The 20,021-nt window shown below is 35.9% G+C and carries 15 protein-coding genes and 1 tRNA gene; 6 read left to right on the top strand and 10 right to left on the bottom strand.

What is annotated here, in order from left to right; genetic code table 11:
• Nucleotides 1-153: 153 nt before the first annotated feature.
• The gene (locus tag IAE52_RS10320) at nt 154-4,455 is read right to left on the bottom strand and encodes a 2-hydroxyacyl-CoA dehydratase (RefSeq protein WP_180350384.1); all 4,302 of its coding nucleotides are present in this window, start codon (nt 4,453-4,455) and stop codon (nt 154-156) included.
• Between the two features lie 417 nt (nt 4,456-4,872).
• On the opposite strand from IAE52_RS10320, the gene IAE52_RS10315 reads away from it, so the two are divergent.
• The gene (locus IAE52_RS10315) at nt 4,873-5,487 is read left to right on the top strand and encodes a TetR/AcrR family transcriptional regulator (RefSeq protein ID WP_010906406.1); all 615 of its coding nucleotides are present in this window, start codon (nt 4,873-4,875) and stop codon (nt 5,485-5,487) included.
• Nucleotides 5,488-5,565: 78 nt separating this feature from the next.
• Here IAE52_RS10315 and IAE52_RS10310 read toward each other — a convergent pair whose 3' ends face one another.
• Both IAE52_RS10310 and IAE52_RS10305 read right to left on the bottom strand, forming a co-directional pair.
• Nucleotides 5,566-6,294, bottom strand: coding sequence for a pseudouridine synthase (locus IAE52_RS10310; protein WP_033899257.1), 729 nt, complete (start codon nt 6,292-6,294; stop codon nt 5,566-5,568).
• A gap of 55 nt (nt 6,295-6,349) precedes the next feature.
• Nucleotides 6,350-6,985, bottom strand: coding sequence for a hypothetical protein (locus IAE52_RS10305; protein WP_162551489.1), 636 nt, complete (start codon nt 6,983-6,985; stop codon nt 6,350-6,352).
• A 212-nt stretch (nt 6,986-7,197) separates the two neighbouring features.
• Between IAE52_RS10305 and mnmE the strand changes: the two genes are divergently transcribed.
• Nucleotides 7,198-8,565, top strand: coding sequence for a tRNA uridine-5-carboxymethylaminomethyl(34) synthesis GTPase MnmE (mnmE, locus tag IAE52_RS10300; RefSeq protein ID WP_003131240.1), 1,368 nt, complete (start codon nt 7,198-7,200; stop codon nt 8,563-8,565).
• Nucleotides 8,566-8,616: 51 nt separating this feature from the next.
• Here mnmE and IAE52_RS10295 read toward each other — a convergent pair whose 3' ends face one another.
• From IAE52_RS10295 to IAE52_RS10275, 5 genes are all read right to left on the bottom strand, one after another.
• A complete protein-coding gene (locus IAE52_RS10295; RefSeq protein WP_010906409.1) occupies nt 8,617-9,363 on the bottom strand; it encodes a hypothetical protein in 747 nt (248 codons plus the stop codon).
• Complete coding sequence (recG, locus tag IAE52_RS10290) at nt 9,363-11,363, bottom strand: ATP-dependent DNA helicase RecG (RefSeq protein ID WP_109991349.1); 2,001 nt, start codon at nt 11,361-11,363, stop codon at nt 9,363-9,365. Before recG ends, IAE52_RS10295 begins: the two co-directional genes overlap by 1 nt.
• Nucleotides 11,364-11,500: 137 nt before the next feature.
• Nucleotides 11,501-11,845, bottom strand: a complete 345-nt coding sequence (locus IAE52_RS10285) for a zinc ribbon domain-containing protein YjdM (RefSeq protein WP_010906411.1) — start codon at nt 11,843-11,845, stop codon at nt 11,501-11,503.
• Between the two features lie 69 nt (nt 11,846-11,914).
• Nucleotides 11,915-12,925: a type I glyceraldehyde-3-phosphate dehydrogenase gene (gap, locus tag IAE52_RS10280; protein ID WP_003131244.1), complete on the bottom strand. Its 1,011-nt coding sequence runs from the start codon at nt 12,923-12,925 to the stop codon at nt 11,915-11,917.
• Between the two features lie 278 nt (nt 12,926-13,203).
• Entirely contained in the window at nt 13,204-13,725 is a 522-nt protein-coding gene (locus IAE52_RS10275; protein ID WP_003131246.1) for a DUF536 domain-containing protein, read from the bottom strand.
• A gap of 128 nt (nt 13,726-13,853) precedes the next feature.
• Between IAE52_RS10275 and IAE52_RS10270 the strand changes: the two genes are divergently transcribed.
• A complete protein-coding gene (locus IAE52_RS10270) occupies nt 13,854-16,547 on the top strand; it encodes a cation-translocating P-type ATPase (RefSeq protein ID WP_109991350.1) in 2,694 nt (897 codons plus the stop codon).
• A gap of 40 nt (nt 16,548-16,587) precedes the next feature.
• On the opposite strand, the gene IAE52_RS10265 is transcribed toward IAE52_RS10270, so the two are convergent.
• Nucleotides 16,588-17,115 (bottom strand): TetR/AcrR family transcriptional regulator, encoded by a 528-nt coding sequence (locus IAE52_RS10265; protein WP_021723196.1) that lies wholly within the window; start codon nt 17,113-17,115, stop codon nt 16,588-16,590.
• Between the two features lie 124 nt (nt 17,116-17,239).
• Here IAE52_RS10265 and IAE52_RS10260 point away from each other — a divergent pair, with 124 nt between their 5' ends.
• The 3 genes from IAE52_RS10260 to IAE52_RS11595 all read left to right on the top strand — a co-directional run bounded on the left by IAE52_RS10260 (nt 17,240) and on the right by IAE52_RS11595 (nt 19,745).
• On the top strand, nt 17,240-18,259 hold the full coding sequence (locus IAE52_RS10260) for an SDR family NAD(P)-dependent oxidoreductase (protein WP_109991351.1): 1,020 nt from the start codon (nt 17,240-17,242) through the stop codon (nt 18,257-18,259).
• A gap of 302 nt (nt 18,260-18,561) precedes the next feature.
• Nucleotides 18,562-19,266, top strand: a complete 705-nt coding sequence (locus tag IAE52_RS10255; protein ID WP_023164731.1) for a CPBP family intramembrane glutamic endopeptidase — start codon at nt 18,562-18,564, stop codon at nt 19,264-19,266.
• A gap of 185 nt (nt 19,267-19,451) precedes the next feature.
• Nucleotides 19,452-19,745 carry a hypothetical protein gene (locus IAE52_RS11595; protein WP_228248797.1) on the top strand — a complete coding sequence of 98 codons (294 nt, stop codon included), beginning with the start codon at nt 19,452-19,454 and terminating at the stop codon, nt 19,743-19,745.
• Nucleotides 19,746-19,875: 130 nt separating this feature from the next.
• Here IAE52_RS11595 and IAE52_RS10245 read toward each other — a convergent pair.
• Nucleotides 19,876-19,959: transfer RNA gene (locus tag IAE52_RS10245), tRNA-Leu, on the bottom strand.
• Nucleotides 19,960-20,021: the final 62 nt, after the last annotated feature.

The raw sequence follows: 20,021 nt of genomic DNA, 5'->3' as shown, positions 1-20,021 counted from the left end.
AAACAAAAGCGATACGAAGCGCGACCACATTTTTTGATACCAAGCATTGATATCCAGTATTGATATTAAGCATTGATACCCATCATTGATAACATTTGTTACTCTTTATATAAAAAAATACTGACAGATTTGTCAGTATTTAGTCTTTATTTTTTAATAAGCTTGAGCAGTTTCCATTTCTGACTCTCTTTCTGATTCTTCGACTGAATTGGAAGTAGTGTTCATTCTCTTTTTAGCCGTGGTCATCATTAAGCGGATCCGATTCAATTGATTGACCGCAGAAACTCCTGGGTCATAATCAATGGGAGCGAGATTGGCTCCTGGGTACTGACGACGAAGTTCTTTCATCATTCCTTTACCAACGATATGGTTAGGAAGACAACCAAATGGTTGAAGACAAATGATATTGTTCACCCCTTTTTGCAAGAGTTCAATCATTTCGCCAGTGAGGAACCAACCCTCACCAGTATGATTCCCAATTGAAATCACTTCTTCAGTTGATGCTGCAATATCATAAATTGATTCAATAGAATCAAAGCGTTTTGAGGCTTTCAAGGCTTTATTCATTGGTTTTTCTAACATATTAATAATACCAATGAAAGTTTTAGCCATGAGTTTATTTTTCTTACTAAAGCCAATCTCATCTGCTTTCCAGATTTGATTGTACAAGCTATAGTTCATGAAGCCAATTAAATCAAGAACAACTGCTTCGCCGCCCTCTTCTTCAATTATTGACACAATATCATCATTTGCTGTTTTACTATATTTAACCAAAATTTCACCGACAACACCCACTCGTGGTTTTTGAATATCCAAAAGTTCAATTTGGTCAAATTCGGCAACAATTTTTTTCATGTTACGATTAAATTCAAAAATTGATCCAGATTCTACATTTTTCCGAGCTTTTTCTAACCATTTCGCATGTAATTCATTGACAGAACCTTCAGTGGCTTCATATGGTCGAGTACGATAAACGACTCTTTCAAATAAATCTCCATAAAGAACTGCAATCATAAAGCGCGTTAAAAGTGGAACTGTGAATTTAAATCCTTTTTCTGTTCCTTGATTCCCCATTGATAGGGAAACGACAGGTACTTGTGGGAAACCTGCATCAATTAGAGCTTTACGCAATAAAGGAATATAGTTTGTTGCGCGACATCCCCCACCTGTTTGAGTCATCATGACCGAAGTATTATCAAGGTCATACTCTCCTGACTGGAGAGCTTCAATGAGCTGACCTATTGTAATAATCGCTGGATAACATGAGTCATTATTAACAAATTTCAACCCATTATTGACAGAAGTATTGCTTTCTGGTAGAGAAACGACATTATATCCCGCAGCGGCAAAAGCTGTATCTAATAGCCCTTCTTGGTGAATTGGTGACAACATTGGTAAAAGAAGAGTGTGTTTTTTTGCCATTTCTTTTGTGAAAGCTGGTGTTTCTTGTACTAATTCGTGAACTTCGGTGCTTGCTTCAATATTATGACGCACGCGCTCTGAAACTGCTGCTTTCAGACTACGTAAACGGATCCGAACAGCTCCCATGTTTGATCCTTCGTCAATTTTCAAGACGGTATAAAGCTTATTGTGTCCACGCATGATTTCTTCTACTTGGTCTGTCGTTACGGCATCAAGACCACAACCAAAGGAATTAAGTTGAACAAGTTCTAGATTTTTATTTTTACAAACAACATTTGCAGCTGCATAAAGGCGGCTATGGTAAACCCATTGATTGACCACACGCAGGCCAGAAACTTCGGCTAAATGACTAATAGAATCCTCAGTCAAAACGTGGAAACCTTCTTGAGTGATGATGTCAGCAATTCCATGATTGATTTCTGGGTCCAAATGATAAGGACGTCCAGCGAGAACAATGGCTTTTTCATTATTTAAATTAATTTGCATGAGCAGCTCTTCTGCTTTAAGGCGCAAATCTTCTTTAAATTTATCCATTTCTTCAAAGCCATGTTGGACGGCAGCTTGTACTTCCGTAAGATTGACAGAAATCCCTTGGGCGGTTAAAGCCTTATGAACATTAACAGCTACTCCTTCCGGATTGGCTAGATTAATGAAAGGATGAAGATAATTAACTTGCCCTTCACGAATTTCATCGATATTATTTTTAAGAACTTCAGGGTAAGATTGCACAATCGGACAGTTGAAATGGTTTTGAGCATTTTTTTGTTCTTCTTGTTCAAAAAGGACAGATGGATAGAAGATATTTGGAACGCCTTGTTTAATCAAAGCCATAATATGTCCGTGACTCATTTTGGCTGGATAGCATACCGTATCTGAAGGAATGGTTTCAATCCCCTCTTCAAAGAGTTCTTTATCAGAGCGAGGGCTTAAAACAACACGGAATCCAAGGTCTGTCAGCATCGTGTGCCAAAGCGGATAGTTTTCATACATATTGAGTACACGTGGTATCCCAATTTCTCCTCTGGTTTGTTTTTTCTTGCTTAAGCTATGGTAACGGAAAAGTTTTTTATACTTGTAATCAACTAAGTTAACTTTTTTATCTTTTTTAGCGACTTTAACTTTTGTTGCTTTTTCGGCACCACGTTCGCAACGGTTCCCAGTTACAAACTTATTCCCATCATTGAATACCGTTAGGGTCATTTTACAGTTATTTTCGCAAAGACCACAGACCATAAATTCTTTATGAGTTGTGAATTTTTCTAATTCATCAAGTTTTAGAATTTCTGATTCTTTATTTGCTTCTTGGTTATCTAAGGAAATCAAAGCACAACCGTAAGCTCCCATTAATCCAGCGATACTTGGACGAACCACTTCGCGCTCAGAAATTTTTTCAAAAGCACGTAGAACGGCTTCATTGTAAAAAGTTCCCCCTTGAACAACGATTTTCTTACCAAGTTCTTCTGGACGTTTTACTTTTATAACTTTATATAGAGCATTTTTAATGACACTGTATGAAAGGCCTGCGGAAATATCTCCGACAGTCGCTCCTTCTTTTTGAACTTGTTTTACTTTTGAGTTCATGAAGACGGTACAACGAGAACCCAGATTAACTGGATGCTCAGCCAAAAGTGCTTTTTGTGAAAATTCACGAACATCATGTTTTAGTGAATGGGCAAAGGTTTCAATGAATGAACCACAACCTGATGAACAAGCTTCATTAAGTTGAATACTTGATAGAGCACCATCACGAATTCGCATAGCTTTCATATCTTGTCCACCAATATCAAGAATGAAATCTACTCCTGGATTGAAATAATCAGCGGCCTTATAATGAGCCATTGTTTCAACTTCACCATAATCAACATGAAGTCCTGCTTTAATCAGGTGTTCTCCATAACCCGTTACTGTTGATTTTGCAATATAGACGTCCGCTGGAAGTTTGGCATAGACATCTTTTAAAATATTAATGACAGATTCAAGCGGTTCTCCATTGTTAGAACCATAATGGTCATAAAGAATATTTCCTTCATCATCAATAAGAACAACTTTTGTTGTGGTTGAACCGGCATCAATTCCTAAGAAGGCAGCTCCATGATGTTCAGACAGGTTCTTATAGTTAGCCGTTGCTTTGGCATGACGCGTCCGAAATTCATCAAGTTCTGCTTGATTTTCAAAAAGTTTATCCATTGTATCTTGTGGAATTAAGCTGTCTGAATCATCATTTTCTAAACTATGAATTAAATCAGTTGCTGTTTTCTGACTTGTTTCTTCATAGAGCGCAGCCCCCATTGCCACAAAAAGTTGTGGATTTTCTGGGAAGATAATATTTTCTTCTTTTAAATCCAAGGTTTCGATGAAACGTTTGCGTAATTCACTCATAAAGAAAAGCGGACCGCCTAGAAAGGCTACATTTCCTTTGATTTTTCGTCCACTTGCTAAACCAGCAATGGTTTGATTGACAACGGCTTGAAAAATACTAGCAGCAATATCTTCACGACGCACTCCTTCATTTAACAGCGGTTGAACGTCTGTCTTGGCAAAAACGCCACAGCGTGATGCTATCGGATAGAGTTTTTCGTAGTTTTTAGCTAACTCATTGACACCATTGGCATCAACTTTCAAAAGAGCTGCCATTTGGTCAATGAAAGCACCTGTCCCACCGGCACATGTTCCGTTCATACGTAATTCTTGAGTTCCGTTATCAAAAAAGGTCATCTTGGCATCTTCACCACCAAGCTCAATCATCACGTCTGTTTGGGGAATGAATTTTTCAATGGTAATTGATGAAGCGATAACTTCTTGAACAAAAGGAACATCAATGACTTCCGCAAGTCCCATTCCTCCAGAGCCAGTAATGGCTAGTTCTAGATTTAAATCTCCATGTTCTTCTATAAAATCTTTGAATACTTTGATGGTTGCTGCTTTCACATCTGAAAAATGGCGCTCATAGCGTGAGAAAATGAGCTTAAAATTTTCGTCAAAAACGACGAGTTTTACTGTGGTTGATCCAACGTCAATCCCTGTTTTATAAATTTGTGTCAAGATGGTCTCCTAGTTATGTGAGAAATATCACTTGAACAAGTCCGCTAAGTTCTTAATATTTTTTTCGGCAAGTTAAATTTGAAATCTAACTTATCTTTTGGAGGCAGAATTTTGATAAAAAGTAATTTAGACGGTCTGTTGCTTATCTTATTATATGTTCATTTTATCATTTGTCATAAGAAAAGCAACCAGCAAAAAGGGCGTGGTTGTCACATAAACGACAATTCAAAACAAGCTGTTGATTATGTTAAAAGACTTTGACATCGAATGACAAAATGTTTTGACTAAATTCTTTAATGACTTTAATCTATTTTTTGATTATAATGGAGTTAAATAGTACAATGTGAAAAATTAGACAAAACAGTCTATCGGGACTGGGTCTTTTTGAAACTGGAAAGATGGTTTTTTATGGTTAAATCAGATGATTTACGTGTGAAACGAACAAGAAAATTGATTAGTCAGGCTTTTTTTGGTTTGTTACGCAAGAAAAAATTTGAAAAGATTTCAATTCAAGAAATTGCCGATTCAGCCATGATTAATCGGGCAACTTTTTATGCTCATTATGCTGACAAACAAGATTTATATGATAGTTTGATTGACCAATTTTTAGCTAGCTTCACTGGCATTTTAGATGAACAAAATTTGGTTGATGGTAACAATGTTCATGTCAAAGAAATTGAAACTGTCTTGAGTCGTTTCTATGAATTTGTTCGCGATAATCCTGAAATTGCACAAATGATTACTGACAGAGCGCATGATCAACGGTTAAAAAATCGATTTCTGGAGATTTTATCTGAACGCTATACCGAGTTATTTGAAAAACTGGAAGTTAGAGAAAAAGATGTTGTGGTTCCCAATGATTTTGTAATTTCTTACATCAGCTCGATTTTGGTGGGAACTTTAGACTGGTGGGTCAGCACTTCTACACAAATGTCTGCTCGAGATTTTGCTCATTTGATTATCAAATTAATTTCTAATGGCCATTTGACCGTCCTTGGGGTCAATATTAATCGCGAAAATTAAAAAAGTTACTGATGAAACTTCTAGGATAGCCGTTGTTTTTTAACTTACGGATACCTTCGAATTTTCATCAGTAACTTTTTATTTTTTCAAATTTTCTATTTCTTCGATTGTTAAAGGACGATAGGCTCCTAGCGCTAAATCTGAATCCAATGCTAAATTGCCCATCCGAATGCGTTTGAGATAGAGAACGTACATTTCAACAGCTTCAAACATCCGTTTGACTTGATGAAATTTTCCTTCATGAATAATCACACGAATTTCACTAATCCAGCCAGATTGACTCTCTCCTTCGTAAATATTTTCGATGAATAATTCTCCTGGTCGTGCTTTTTCTCCATTTTTTAGAGTCAAGCCCTCAGCAAATTTATTGACAATTTCGTCAGTAACTTTTCCATCAATTCGCGCAAAGTATTCTTTTTCAACATGCTTTTTGGGTTGAGTTAAATCATGTCCCAATGCTCCGTCATTCGTCAAAATTAAAAGTCCCTCAGTATTTTTATCTAAACGTCCGACTGGAAAAATATCCTCACGAAAATCTTTTTCCGATAATAATTGAACAACTGTCTTAAAAAGATTATCTTTTGTTGCAGAAACAAGACCTTGCGGTTTATTTAATAAGTAATAATAATATTCTTGGTAATCTAAAATCTCACCATCAAAGGCGACTTGTCTAGAATTCTTGTCTACTTGAAACCTGCCGTCTCGCTGAACTTCCCCAGCAACTGTCACGCGCCCTTTTTTCAATAGAATTTTGACTTCACTACGGCTTCCGAGGCCACTTTCTGCTAAAAATTTATCTAGTCTCATGTCTTTTATTATATCAGATTTTGCTGACAGGTCTGTCAGTAACTTTTTCTCATTCTTATTCTCCATAAATATCTGCATCTGTCAGCTTAAAAATAATCATTGTTTCTGGTGGATATGCTGCCAATTGATTGGCAAAACTGTCATCATCATCTTTTTTGACTTTTGCTTTGATATTAATGGTCACTTTTTGATGTTCTTCAACAAGTGCGTCATAAAGTGTTTTTAAATCGGCAATATCTTGGCTGCTGGCTTTGGGTAAAATCGTATATTTGGTGTAATCTTTATCAAACCAAGAACCTTCTTTTTCAAAATCAACTGATGAATTTTCACGAATTTGCAATTTAGCTGAGATATCATAATCATAATCTTGCTGTTCAATTATTTTAGCAATTTTTACCATTGATTCATAATCACCACTTGCTTTTAATTTCAAAGTGGCTTTATAAGGAATCCCAGCAAGCTCTAAGCGACCCGCAATCATAAATGGGTCTGGCTCAGTTCCCTTGTCATCAAGTTGAGGTGGAGCAAAATTGACTGAGATTGAATAACCTTTTGTCAGTAATTGCTCATATTGCGTGATGACTTCTTCTAATTCGAGTCCATCAATAAACTCATTAAATGTACGCTCAGTGAGTTTGTTATTTTCAGCGGCTTCTTCTTTTGGATAGATAATTTTTACTTGATAGGTCATATCTACTATTATATCAAGATGTGAGCATAAATTGGGAAAATGCGAAGAAAAAATAGAAAATTTTTTGTTTCTATTTTTAGTCAGCATCAAAATTTATTTTTTTTTATCACTTTTTATTGGTGCAAACTCAATTATTATAGATTTTTATTTTTTATAAAAAAATAAATTAAATAGGCTAGGAAATTCAGCCTTTTTGCGTTAAAATAGTCTTTATGACATTAACACAAGAATTTGATACGATTGCGGCGATTTCGACACCGCTTGGTGAAGGAGCAATTGCCATTGTTCGTTTATCAGGGACAGATGCCCTAAAAATTGCTCAATCTGTCTATAAAGGAAAAAATTTAACTCAAGTTGCTAGCCATACGATTAATTATGGCCATATTTTTGAAGAAAAACGTCTCGTTGACGAAGTCATGGTTTCAGTCATGCGTGCGCCTAAAACATTTACACGCGAGGATATTGTTGAAATAAATACGCATGGTGGAATTGCAGTCACACAAGAAATTTTGCAATTACTTTTACGTAATGGCGCAAGACTCGCTGAACCTGGCGAATTTACCAAACGTGCCTTTTTAAATGGACGAATTGACTTGGCTCAGGCTGAATCTGTCATGGATTTAATTCGAGCTAAAACTGACAAAGCTGCCAACATTGCCGTAAAACAACTTGACGGAAGTCTTTCAAAAATGATTAATAACATTCGTCAAGAGATTCTCGAAAGTTTGGCACAAGTCGAGGTCAATATTGACTATCCAGAGTATGATGATGTGGAAACAATGACTTCACAAATGCTCCTTGAAAAAACGGCTCATTTTGAACAGCTTTTGGAAAATCTTTTATCAACAGCTAAACGCGGAAAAATTTTAAGAGAAGGTTTAAAAACGGCGATTATTGGTCGGCCAAACGTTGGAAAATCAAGTTTACTTAATCAATTGCTTCGTGAAGAAAAAGCCATTGTCACTGATATTGCTGGAACAACGCGCGATGTCATTACTGAATTTGCCAATATTGGCGGTGTTCCTCTTGAACTAGTGGATACTGCTGGTATTCGTGAAACAGATGATTTAGTCGAAGCGATTGGGGTTGAACGTTCTAAAAAAGCTTTGGCTGAAGCTGATTTAGTTTTACTCGTTTTAGATGCCTCAAATGAATTGACTGACAAAGATTTAGAGCTCTTAGAACTGTCTAAAAATTCAAATCGCATTGTTCTACTCAACAAAACCGACCTGCCAGAAAAAATTGATAGCACTCAAATTTCTGGTGATTTTATCCGAATTTCAGCTCTTAAAAATGAAAACTTAAATGCTGTTGAAGAAAAAATCAATCAAATTTTCTTTGCCGGTGAAATTGAAGCCAAAGATGCAACGGTATTATCTAATGCCCGCCACATTTCAATTGTTGAAGAAGCTTTGAAGGCTCTTAAAGAAGCAAACTCTGGGCTTGCTCTGGGCTTACCTGTTGATTTAATTCAAGTGGATGTCACACGTTGTTGGCAATTACTTGGAGAAATCACAGGGGAAGCTGCCCCAGATGAATTGATTACACAACTTTTTTCACAATTTTGTTTGGGAAAATAAAAAAGAGTTCAAATGAACTCTTTTTTTTTACTGACAGAAATTGGTCAATCATCAAATCATCCCTTTAATTTCTGTCAGACATTTTCTAACAAACTGGTCAGTCATTCCACCGAAATAAGTTCCTTGAAAGTTTCGACCGTTAATCACGATTAATTTTTTATCGACACGATAAGCTCGAACGTATTTGGCAGCTTTTCCTACTTCTTCTTTATCAAATATTTCTTCGATTTCAGTTCCAGCATTTTTAAGTAAAATTTTTAAATTACTTACTGACAGACTTGTCAGTAAAACATCTGGTTCTAAAAGTTGCAAAAGTTGCGGAAATTTCATCTTGAATTGTTCTTGTTGGCTCTTAGCTAAACCTGGCCAAACTGGATGTGTCGCAATTGGGGTAAACAAATCAATATGTAAGGCTCGATTAATTTGATTTTCAGATTCTTTATAAGCTGAATCAAAAACAGGTAAAAATTTTGCTAACTGATTGAACCAAGGACTAGGATTGTATTCAAAATACCGATTGAGATTTGACTTGTAAGTTTCCAAATTTACTGACGAAAATTCTGTCAGTAATTTTTCATAACGTTGATTTTCACCAAATTCTGCATAAGAAGCATTTTTACTGACCGTCAGTATTTTTAAGTCTGATTTTTCATATTTGGCTAAGTCACCAAACCACAAAAGTGGCATACTATTTGGAATCAAAACTTCTGACAGCTCAGCTTTATTTTTTAAGTCGATAAAATCTGTCCACGTTTCTAAAATCAAGTGGTCTAATTTTTCATTATCCATTTTACTCATCAATCAAAGCCCCCGTCAACATTAACTTGAGCAATCAAATCAGGAAACTCATCTGCATTTTTAAAAATTTCAACTGCTTCTTTTCTAGCCACTTCTAAAATATTATAATCATTGACTAAATCAGCCGCAATAAATTCTGGAAGTCCTGACTGACGAAGTCCAAAAATCTCTCCAGAACCACGCATTTTCAAATCTTCTTCGGCTAAAATAAAACCATTTTGTGTTTCTGTCATAATTTTCATCCGTTGTTTTCCTGAATCGGACTTAGGATTTGCTACTAAAATGGCATAAGATTTTTTTGTTCCCCGACCAACACGACCACGCAATTGGTGAAGCTGCGAAAGTCCAAAGCGGTCAGCATCCATAATCACCATAATCGTAGCATTAGGAACGTCAACTCCCACTTCAATCACTGTTGTTGAAACCAAAATATCTAATTTTTTAGCCTTAAATTCTTGCATGATTTGGTCTTTTTCATCATTTCTCATTTTTCCATGTAAAAGACCAATTTTGGCAAATAATCCAAAGTATTCATTTAATTCCGCAAAAAGAGCTTCTGCGTTTTTCAGGTCCAACGTTTCACTTTCCTCAATTAAAGGTGAAATAAAATAAACCTGTGAATCTTTAGCAACCTCTGCTTTTATCCAACTTAAAACTTCGGAAAATTGTTCATGTTTGACCCACCTTGTAGTAATGGGTTGACGTCCCTTGGGTAGTTCATCAATAATTGAAACATCCATATCCCCAAAAGCCGTAATCGCAAGCGTTCTTGGAATGGGTGTAGCTGTCATCATTAGAACATCTGGATTTTGCCCTTTTTCTCGTAAAATTTTTCGCTGATTAACTCCGAAACGGTGTTGTTCATCTGTAATCACAAGACCCAAATTATAAAAATCGACCCCTTCTTGAATTAGTGCATGAGTTCCAACTACCATATGTGTATGACCACTAACTAAATCAGCCAAAATCTCGCGGCGCTCTGCCACTTTCAAACCCGAAACCAAAAGTGAAATTTGCAATTCTGGAAAAAGAGCTTTCAAGTTTGCAAAATGCTGACGGGCAAGGATTTCCGTTGGTACCATAATTGCTGCTTGAAAATTCGCCAAACAAGCCGCGTACATGGCAAGGGAAGCAACAACTGTTTTACCAGAACCCACATCACCTTGCAAAAGTCGATTCATGTGATAAGGAGATTTCATATCCGTCAGAATCTCTGACAAAGCGCTTAATTGAGCACCTGTCAGTTCAAAAGGTAATTCAGAAATCTTCTGATCAATTTCTCCTTGCTCAAAAACAACTTCTAATCCTGCTCGGCCCGACTTTTCTTTATTTTTTAAGGCCTGTAATTTCAACTGAAACATGAATAATTCTTCAAATTTTACACGACGTAAAGCCTGCTTATGAGCTTCCATATCTTCAGGAAAATGCATAGCCAAAACGGCTTCTTGCCGGTTCATCAGACGATATTTTTTAATCAAAAATTCTGGTAAGTTCTCAGGTAATTCTGATAGAAGGTCTGATTCAAAAACCTGATGAATTACTTTGACCAATTGACTTTGTTTCATACCAGCTGTCAAATGATAAACAGGTTCTAAGCCATCGTCCACCTGAGCCACAACTTTCATCCCCATCAGTTGTTGCTTTGCCTGCTCCCATTTTCCGTAAACTGCAATTTCCTTACCAACTTCCACTTTGTCAGCCAAATAAGGTTGATTAAAAAAGCTGACAGCAACCACGGCCTCACCTTCTTTAATTTTAAATGAAAGTCGATTACGTTTAAATCCGTAATACTGGACATTAGCTGGTGTCACTACCGTTCCAATAATTGTTGCTTTTTCTCCGTCAACAAGTTCAAAAACCGAACGACTTGCGAAATCTTCATAACGAAAAGGGAAATAAAGCAATAAATCTTGAACCGTGAAAATTCCTAACTTATGGAAATTTTCCACAGATTTCGGTCCCACACCTTTTAAAAATTGCACTGAATCTGTTAATTTCATACTTTTATTATACCAATATATAAGGTTAAATGCTTCAAAAATCAAATATAATTTGCTGACAGAGAATTTATCAGCAAAATTTACTGACAGAAAGCTCTGTCAGTAAAAAAATAATCAGAAATTACTCTGATTATTTTTTATGCTTTCTTAACAACTGAACCCTTCAAAGCAATTGCTCCAAAGCCCGGAATTTTTGAATCAATAAAATGTTCATTTTTCCCTTCTGGATTAATGCGAATGTTTTTCACTTTTGTTCCCTGCTTAATTGGTTTTGGCATTCCCTTAACTGGCAAATCTTGTACAATAACAAGGTCATCCCCAGTTTCTAACTCATTTCCTAAACTATCAAGGACAATAAATTTTCCAGCTGCCTCAATTTCCTCAAGAGTAAATTCATTTCCACATTCAGAACAGCCAAAGCTCGTATCTGATAATTCATAAGTATATTCACTTGAACAATGAATACATTTTGGTGTTTCCATCTTCTCTCCTTTATTAAATCAAAAAAAACCAGCCCGAAGACTGGTTTTTATACCGTTAAAATCGGAAAATTATTTAGCGATTTTAGCGAAGTATGCAAGTGTACGAACAAGGTTTGAAGTGTATGACATTTCGTTATCGTACCAAGATACAGTTTTAACAAGTTGAGCTCCATCAGCTGAAGTAACTTCAGTTTGAGTAGCATCAAAGAGTGAAGAGTTTGAGATACCAACGATATCAGATGAAACGATTTGGTCTTCGTTGTAACCAAATGATTCATTTGAAGCAGCTTTCATAGCTGCGTTGATTTCGTCAACTGTAACTTCTTTGTTAAGGATAGTAACAAGTTCAGTCAATGAACCAGTTGGAACTGGTACACGTTGAGCATGTCCTTGAAGTTTACCTTGAAGTTCTGGCAATACAAGACCGATAGCTTTAGCAGCACCTGTTGAGTTAGGTACGATGTTTTCAGCTGCAGCACGTGCGCGACGGAAGTCTCCACCACGGTGTGGGCCATCAAGAGTCATTTGGTCACCAGTGTAACCGTGAACTGTAGTCATTGTACCAACTTTGATACCGAATTGTTTGTTCAAAGTATCAGCCATTGGAGCAAGACAGTTAGTTGTACATGAACCAGCTGAAATTACTGTTTCAGTTCCATCAAGTACTTCGTGGTTAGTGTTGAAAACGATTGTTTTAACATCAGATCCACCAGGTGCAGTGATAACAACTTTTTTAGCACCGTTAGCGTGCAAGTGTTGTTCAGCTTTTTCTTTAGTTGCGAAGAAACCAGTTGCTTCAAGAACGATTTCTGCACCAACTTCAGCCCAGTTGATGTTAGCTGGGTTAGATTCAGCAGTAACTTTAACGAATTTACCGTTAACTTCAAAACCACCATCTTTAACTTCAACTTTACCATCAAAACGACCTTGAGTTGTATCGTATTTAAGCAAGTGAGCAAGCATTGCTGGATCTGTCAAGTCGTTGATTGCAACAACTTCAACACCTTCAACATTTTGAATACGACGGAAAGCAAGACGACCGATACGACCGAAACCGTTAATACCAACTTTAACTACCATTAGTAGTTTCCTCCTTATAGGGATTAGATTTTATAAAAGGCTTACCTTTTAAATTGACTAAGTTAACAATTTAACTTACTCTTTTATTTTAACACTTTTTTTAAAATTTGCAAACATAAACTCCCTTAGAAAGCGCTCTACAAAAGCAAAAGAAGTCCACTTCTCTTGAAAGCGTTTAACATTAAAAAAGCTCGTACTTTTAAGAATAGTTTCTTCTTCCACTTCTATAAAAAAGCAATAAAAAAATTTACTGATGAAACGCTCAGCAAATTTATGATTTATTTCTTACCAAATAAACGCCCAAAAAAGCCCTTATTATCAGTGGTTTTTAACTGTTCTTGCAAATCCGTAAAAAATTGTTTTTGATCTGTCAAAGCTTTTTCCATTAACTCTTGCTGTTTTTTAATCTGTACATCTTTTTCAGCAATTTGAGCATCTTTTACGTTTAATTGTTGATCTTTGGAGATAAGTTGACTGTTTAAACGTTCAATCTCAGCGTTTTTATCTTTCATCAAAGCGCTAATCATTTCGTAAGCTGCGGATGTTGCATCATCTGTCTTAAGCGCAACCTCAGAACCTTTGTCAGCATTTTCTTCCAGAACCTCTGCCTTGGCAGTCACCACTTTTCCGTATAGTCCTTCAAGTTCATGAATTCCCTCAGCATTAACGACTGTTACATTCTTCTCATTTTTTTCAACAAATTTAGTATCTAGCGACTTAACACGTTTATTCATCGCTTGGCGAGTCACTCCAAAAAGCTCTGCCAATTCACTTACTGTTTTAGTTTTCATATCATCCATAATACCATATTTTCGGCTAATTATACAGACTTTTGTAAAAATTTTATTTGCATATCGTTCCAGTAATTATTAAAAATATATTATAATTATATTATAATGTAAATTTCCAAAAGAAAGGGCTAAAAAATATGAAATATAAAACAGAATCCATTGATAATATAAAAAAATTCTATGATATTAATAGTAAAACTGGTCTCAGTCCAACTCAAGTCACAAATTCACGAATAAAATACGGTCATAATAACTTTGAAGAACAAAGTGGCCCAAATATTTTTCAAAAACTTCTTCATCACCTCTTAGAAGTCATGAATATCATTCTTATTTTAGTTGGTGTTCTCTCAGCCTATTTGGCTTATATCAGTAATGGAAACTATACTAAAACAATTGTTGTTTTACTTATCGTTGCCATCAACGTTTTCGTTTCAATCTTCCAAGAAAACAGGGCGGAAAATGCACTCGCTGCACTCAAAGAGCTTTCCTCACCAACATCAACTGTTCTTCGTTCTGGAAAACGCCAAACTATTCCTTCAAGTGAATTAGTCTGCGGTGACCTCATTGAGCTGACAGCCGGCGTACAAGTTGGAGCTGATATTCGCTTACTCACAAGTAATAGCCTGCAAGTTGATGAATCTTCACTGACAGGTGAATCAGAACCCATTGACAAGAATGCTGACCTTGATATTACTGACGAAGTTCCTCTTGGAGATCAACTGAACATGGTTTTCTCAGGAACAAATATCCTTAACGGAACAGCCGAAGGAATCGTTGTCGCAGTTGGTTCCGAGTCTCAAATGGGACAAATTGCCACACTTATTGGCGAACAAATAAAAGGAAAAACTCCTCTTCAAAAAAGAATCGATAAACTTGCCAAACGCTTAGCAGTCATTGCCTTTGCTGCTGGAATCTTAATCTTTGTCATTAACCTTTTGTATGGAAATGTTCCTTTTGTTGATAATTTAATGACCGCCGTTGTTTTAGGAGTCGCTGCCGTCCCAGAAACACTTCCAGTTATTGTTACCCTCAGTTTGATTTACGGTGTAGAAAATATTGCTCAGAAAAAAGCCATTATCCGAAATGTCCCTGCCGTTGAAACTCTTGGAAACGCAACAGTCATCGCTTCTGACAAAACCGGAACACTCACACAAAATCAGATGACCATTCAAAAACTTTGGCTATCTGGACAAGATAGTTGGTCAGGAGGTCAATTATCAAGCTCTGAAGTTTCCTTAATACAAAATTTTGCTTATGCCTCAAACGCCAGTGCACAACTCATTGACGGTGATTGGGAAATCCATGGTGACCCAACCGAAGCAGCAATCATTCGCTTCTTAATTACTCATGATCTCTATGAACCCGAAAAAAATCCAAAACGACTTGCCGAACTCCCTTTTGATAGTTCACGCAAAAAAATGACCGTTGTCATTCCACATCCGCAAGATAATGAAAAATATCTTGTACTGACCAAGGGCGCTTTTGATAGACTTGCACCAAGCAGTCAACATCAAGCACAGCATCCACAGCTCCTTTCTTCAAATAAAGAGGAGACTTCCACTCACTTATCAAATGATTTATTGAGTCAAGCCCAAAAAATACATGATATTTTTGCTGACCAAGCCCTACGTGTTCTTGCTCTTTCTTACAAAATCATCGATAAAGTCCCAGAAGATTTAACTGAATTAGAAAATAATCTTACCTTTCTTGGAATCGTGGGAATGATTGACCCTCCACGATTAGAATCAAAAGCCGCTGTTCAAGAAGCAAGGGCTGCTGGTATTAAACCAATCATGATTACAGGGGACCACGCGCTTACAGCAAAAGCAATCGCTCAACAAATTGACATCTATCGTGACGGAGATAAAGTTATTGACGGCTTAACGCTCAAATCAATGACAGATGATGAACTTAGCCAAACGATTGAACAAATTTCGGTCTATGCCCGAGTAAGTCCTGAAGACAAACTTCGTATTGTAAAAATCTGGCAAGAAAAAGAACAAATCGTCGCCATGACAGGAGACGGGGTCAATGACGCACCTAGCTTAAGAGCAGCCGATGTCGGAACTGCAATGGGAATAGCTGGAACAGAAGTTGCAAAATCCGCTTCTGATATCATTCTTGCTGACGACAATTTTGCGACCATCGTCGCTGCCATTCGCGAAGGCCGTCGCGTTTACACCAATATCAAAAAAACAATTTATTACCTTCTCTCAGCAAACGTAGCTGAAATTCTAACAATGCTCATTGGAGCAATTGTCGGTTGGGGAATGCCTTTTACAGGAATTCAACTCCTTTATATCAATGTCCTTGCTGATGGAATTCCCGGATTTGGACTTTCACGTGAAAAAGCCGACAGTCATATCATGGAACAGCCACCTGTTGGAGTCAAAGAAAGTATCTTCTCAAGAGGAGTCAGCTGGCGTATCGCCATTTGTTCTACAGCATTCATCATTACTGCTCTAGTTGGTTTTTATCTTGGTAGGTTTATTGAAATCGCTGGATTGACACCCAACCATCAACTCGGACAAACAATGGCCTTTGTGATATTAACCCTTGCTTCTACGATTAATGTCTATAATGCTAGAAGTAATGAATCTCTCTTCACAAGAGGAATTACCACTAATAAAATGATTTTTGGTACCACCTTATTATCACTAGGAATAACCGTTCTCTTTACAAATGTTCCTATTTTGATGAACATCTTAGAAGTTGCTCCTTTATCAATGACACACTGGCTAATAGCGATCATCTTAGCTTTAATCCCAACCCTTGTCATTGAAATTACAAAAGTGATTCTTAATAAACAAGGGAAAAAATTTATTGGCTAAAAGAAAGGCTCAAAATAACTTGAGCCTTTTTATCTGTCACTTATTCATGGAATTCTACAACCATCTTCACCACTTCATCATAAGAGTCTTGACAGCCATTTTTCACCCAATTTCCTAAAACATAAAATAAACCAGCAGCCATAAAATCGTTCCAAAATTTTTGCTTTGTCCCTAGATAATCAGCCCAAGTCGTTGTTTCATTATAAAAAATAGTCATCTTTTGAGCAAATACCTGAAAAATCAGCGAATAATAATTCCCCTTGACAGCTTTTTCTATTTCTTCTTCTTGTTCAACAAATAGCCCCACCAACTTCTCACTTAAAATAAGTGAGTTAATACTTTCTAGCTCCAAAAGTTCTTTAAGAAATTTATCATAGATTAGCTCAAAATACTCTAATACGACTTCTTCTTTATTTTTGAAGTGCCGATAGAAAGTCATCCGACTCACCCCGGCTTTTTTGCAAACTTCTGTCAATGGCAATTCATTGATTGTATATTTCTCTAAACACAACATCGTTCCTTCAATAATAAAGTCATGAAAATCTTGATATTGCTCTTTTCGCTTCATTTCTGTTACACTTTCATTTTGTTGTCACTTTTAAAGACAAACCGTCCAAAGTTAATTGTAAAAGTTCTTTTTTGCTGTTACACTTGTATCACATAAATATTATAACACAAAGGAAAATTTTATTATGACAAACCAAGAACCAATAGCAAACTACAAATTTAATTATAAAACAACAGCAAATAAAGTTATGAAAAATATTAATCTTTCAGGAAAAACAATCATCATCACTGGTGGGTATTCTGGTATTGGTTTAGAGATGACCAAACAACTTTCACGTGCTGGAGCAAAAATTATTATCCCTGCCCGAAGAATGGAAGTGGCCAAGAAAAATTTATCTAAAATAAAAAATATTGACATTCTTCCCCTTGACCTCACCAATCCAGAAAGTATTCATCAATTTGCCGAAAGTTTTTTGCAAAATAATTCAAAACTAGATATTCTTATTAATTCCGCTGGATTAATGTACCTTCCTTTAAAAAGAGATTCACGAGGAATAGAATATCACTTTGCCACAAACCATCTAGGCCACTATCAATTAACAATGGAACTTTTACCCGCTTTAAAAAATGCAAAAAACTCAAGAGTTATAAATTTATCCAGTCGTGCTCAACAAATGACACCATTACTAGAAGATTGGAATTTTGAAAAAATAGAAAACTATAATCCCCAAATAGGCTACCAACAATCTAAAACTGCCAACGTTTTATTTTCAATAAAACTAGATGAACTAGGAAAAAAATATGGAATTAGAAGTTTTGCCGTCCACCCTGGTATGATTCCAATGACAAATATTGGTCGTCAAAATTCACCAATTACCCCTTGGCTCCGCTACCTAGCCGACTATTTTAAATTAATTCATATCCCCGTATTTTTTAATGCACTTAAATCCGGCTTTGACCGAAGTAAATATCGCTATTTAAAAACAATCGCTCAAGGTGCCGCAACACCTCTTTGGGCCTCAACAAGCCCTGATTTAGAAGGTAAGGGTGGTCTTTATTGTGAAGACCTTAATATTGCCAGACTTATGACATCAGAAGAAGCTAATAATTTTTCTGGAGGCCTACGTCCGCATGCAATAGACCACAATGACGCAGATAGACTTTGGCAGATTTCAAAAAATATAACAGGTCTGGATTTTGAATAAACCCTTACTATAAAATAAAACTGACCTATTATAAATAGGTCAGTTTATCTATTTTTTCATTAGATGAAACTTATTATACATACTACTTTTGATTAAATAATGGCATTTATATTAAAAATACACAAACTTCTTTGACATGGTATTGATCAAGTGCTAATATTATACTATATATTCGAAATAGTTTGAATATATAGTTTTTTTATAACAAAGGAGATGCTTATGAAGAAGAATTTAAATGAACTTCAAAAATTTATAGTGATGAACCTGCAACACTCACTAAAAATTTTTATAAGAGAACAGCCATGATTTTAAAAAAATACAAACTTAATATTTTAGGAATTCTATTTTTTCTTTTATTAAACATTCTTTATCAATATCCTCTTGTTTTAGTTTTTGCCTATTTCTTTAATAAAAGAATCTTTTTCTTTACCGATTTTTTATATACTAATTCCTCTTGGACCTTACCACTATTAATGACTTTGGTATTAATACTCATTTTTATAATTGCTTGGAAGCTCGGATATCTAAAAAATACACTTAAGAACTGGGATTTAAAGCGTATTTTTTGGCTAATGGGGATTGTGTTTTTCACTTTAGCAACCAATTATCTAGTAACAGTACTTGTCCTAAAAACACAAATTATTTCTTCCGTGACGAGTGATACTGGTATGTCGGATATTTTAGGCCAACTACCAATCCTTTGTCAAAAATATATTTTAGGAATTATTGTTCCACTTTCGGAAGAGCTATTGTTTAGAAGTTATATTTTTGGATCAATAACTAATAAAAAGGTTGCCTTTTTAATATCTTCTGTACTTTTCGCTCTTGTCCATACGGGATTTTCTTGGTACTTACTTCCATATCTCATCCTTTCTTTTATTATTACTTGGGTTTATTCAAAAAGAAATAATTTCATCGAGAGCGCGATTGTCCATAGCTCAGTGAATCTTTTTGGTGGATCTGCAATCAAACTACTAGACACATTTTTTAAGCTATTACCTTATTAAAAAATAATGTAAAAAGGAGAACTATGAAAAATTTTATAAACAAACCAAATAATATTAAAAGATGGATCTTATTACTATATTCTATCCTTTCGCTAATTATTATCATCACTTATATTATTTTTAACCATACTTTTTTTAAAGTAGATTGGCAACGGTATGATATAGATGGGACTTACAGGGGAAAGGTGGATGAGATACTAAAACATGGCGTCTTCTGGATAAATGGTAATTTAACAGCAATCAACTCTACACTACTGATTTTACTTCTTGCTGTGGGAGCAGTTCTTTCCCTATTAATTTTCTATTTAGCCTGGCATAATCTAGCAACTAGAACATGGACCCCAATTCTGTGCTTAGCAGGATTTTTGATTCCTCTAATCGTTAATGGCGACGGAAATATTCTCAAATCCTTGATTATTGGCTATATTTTTATCATTGCTGGAGCAAGCTTCTCAGTTCAGGCTTTACGCTTTTCCTGATTTTAAAAACGCATTTAATATAACAAAAAACTACAGAATTCAATAATTTTCAGTAGTTTTTTATTAACTATAAAATAATCCAATTAATTATATAAAAAAGCTAACAATAGGCATGTTAGCTTTTATGTTATGCCGAAGGCCGGGGTCGAACCGGCACTCCCGTGAAGGAACCAGATTTTGAGTCTGGCGCGTCTGCCTATTCCGCCACTTCGGCGAAACATAACAACTGGGGTAGCTGGATTCGAACCAACGCATGAGGGAGTCAAAGTCCCTTGC

Source organism: Lactococcus sp. S47, assembly GCF_016517475.1.
GTDB lineage: Bacteria > Bacillota > Bacilli > Lactobacillales > Streptococcaceae > Lactococcus > Lactococcus lactis.
The sequence above is the reverse complement of the archived record's forward strand: the minus strand, read 5'-3'. Positions and strand labels throughout refer to the sequence as shown.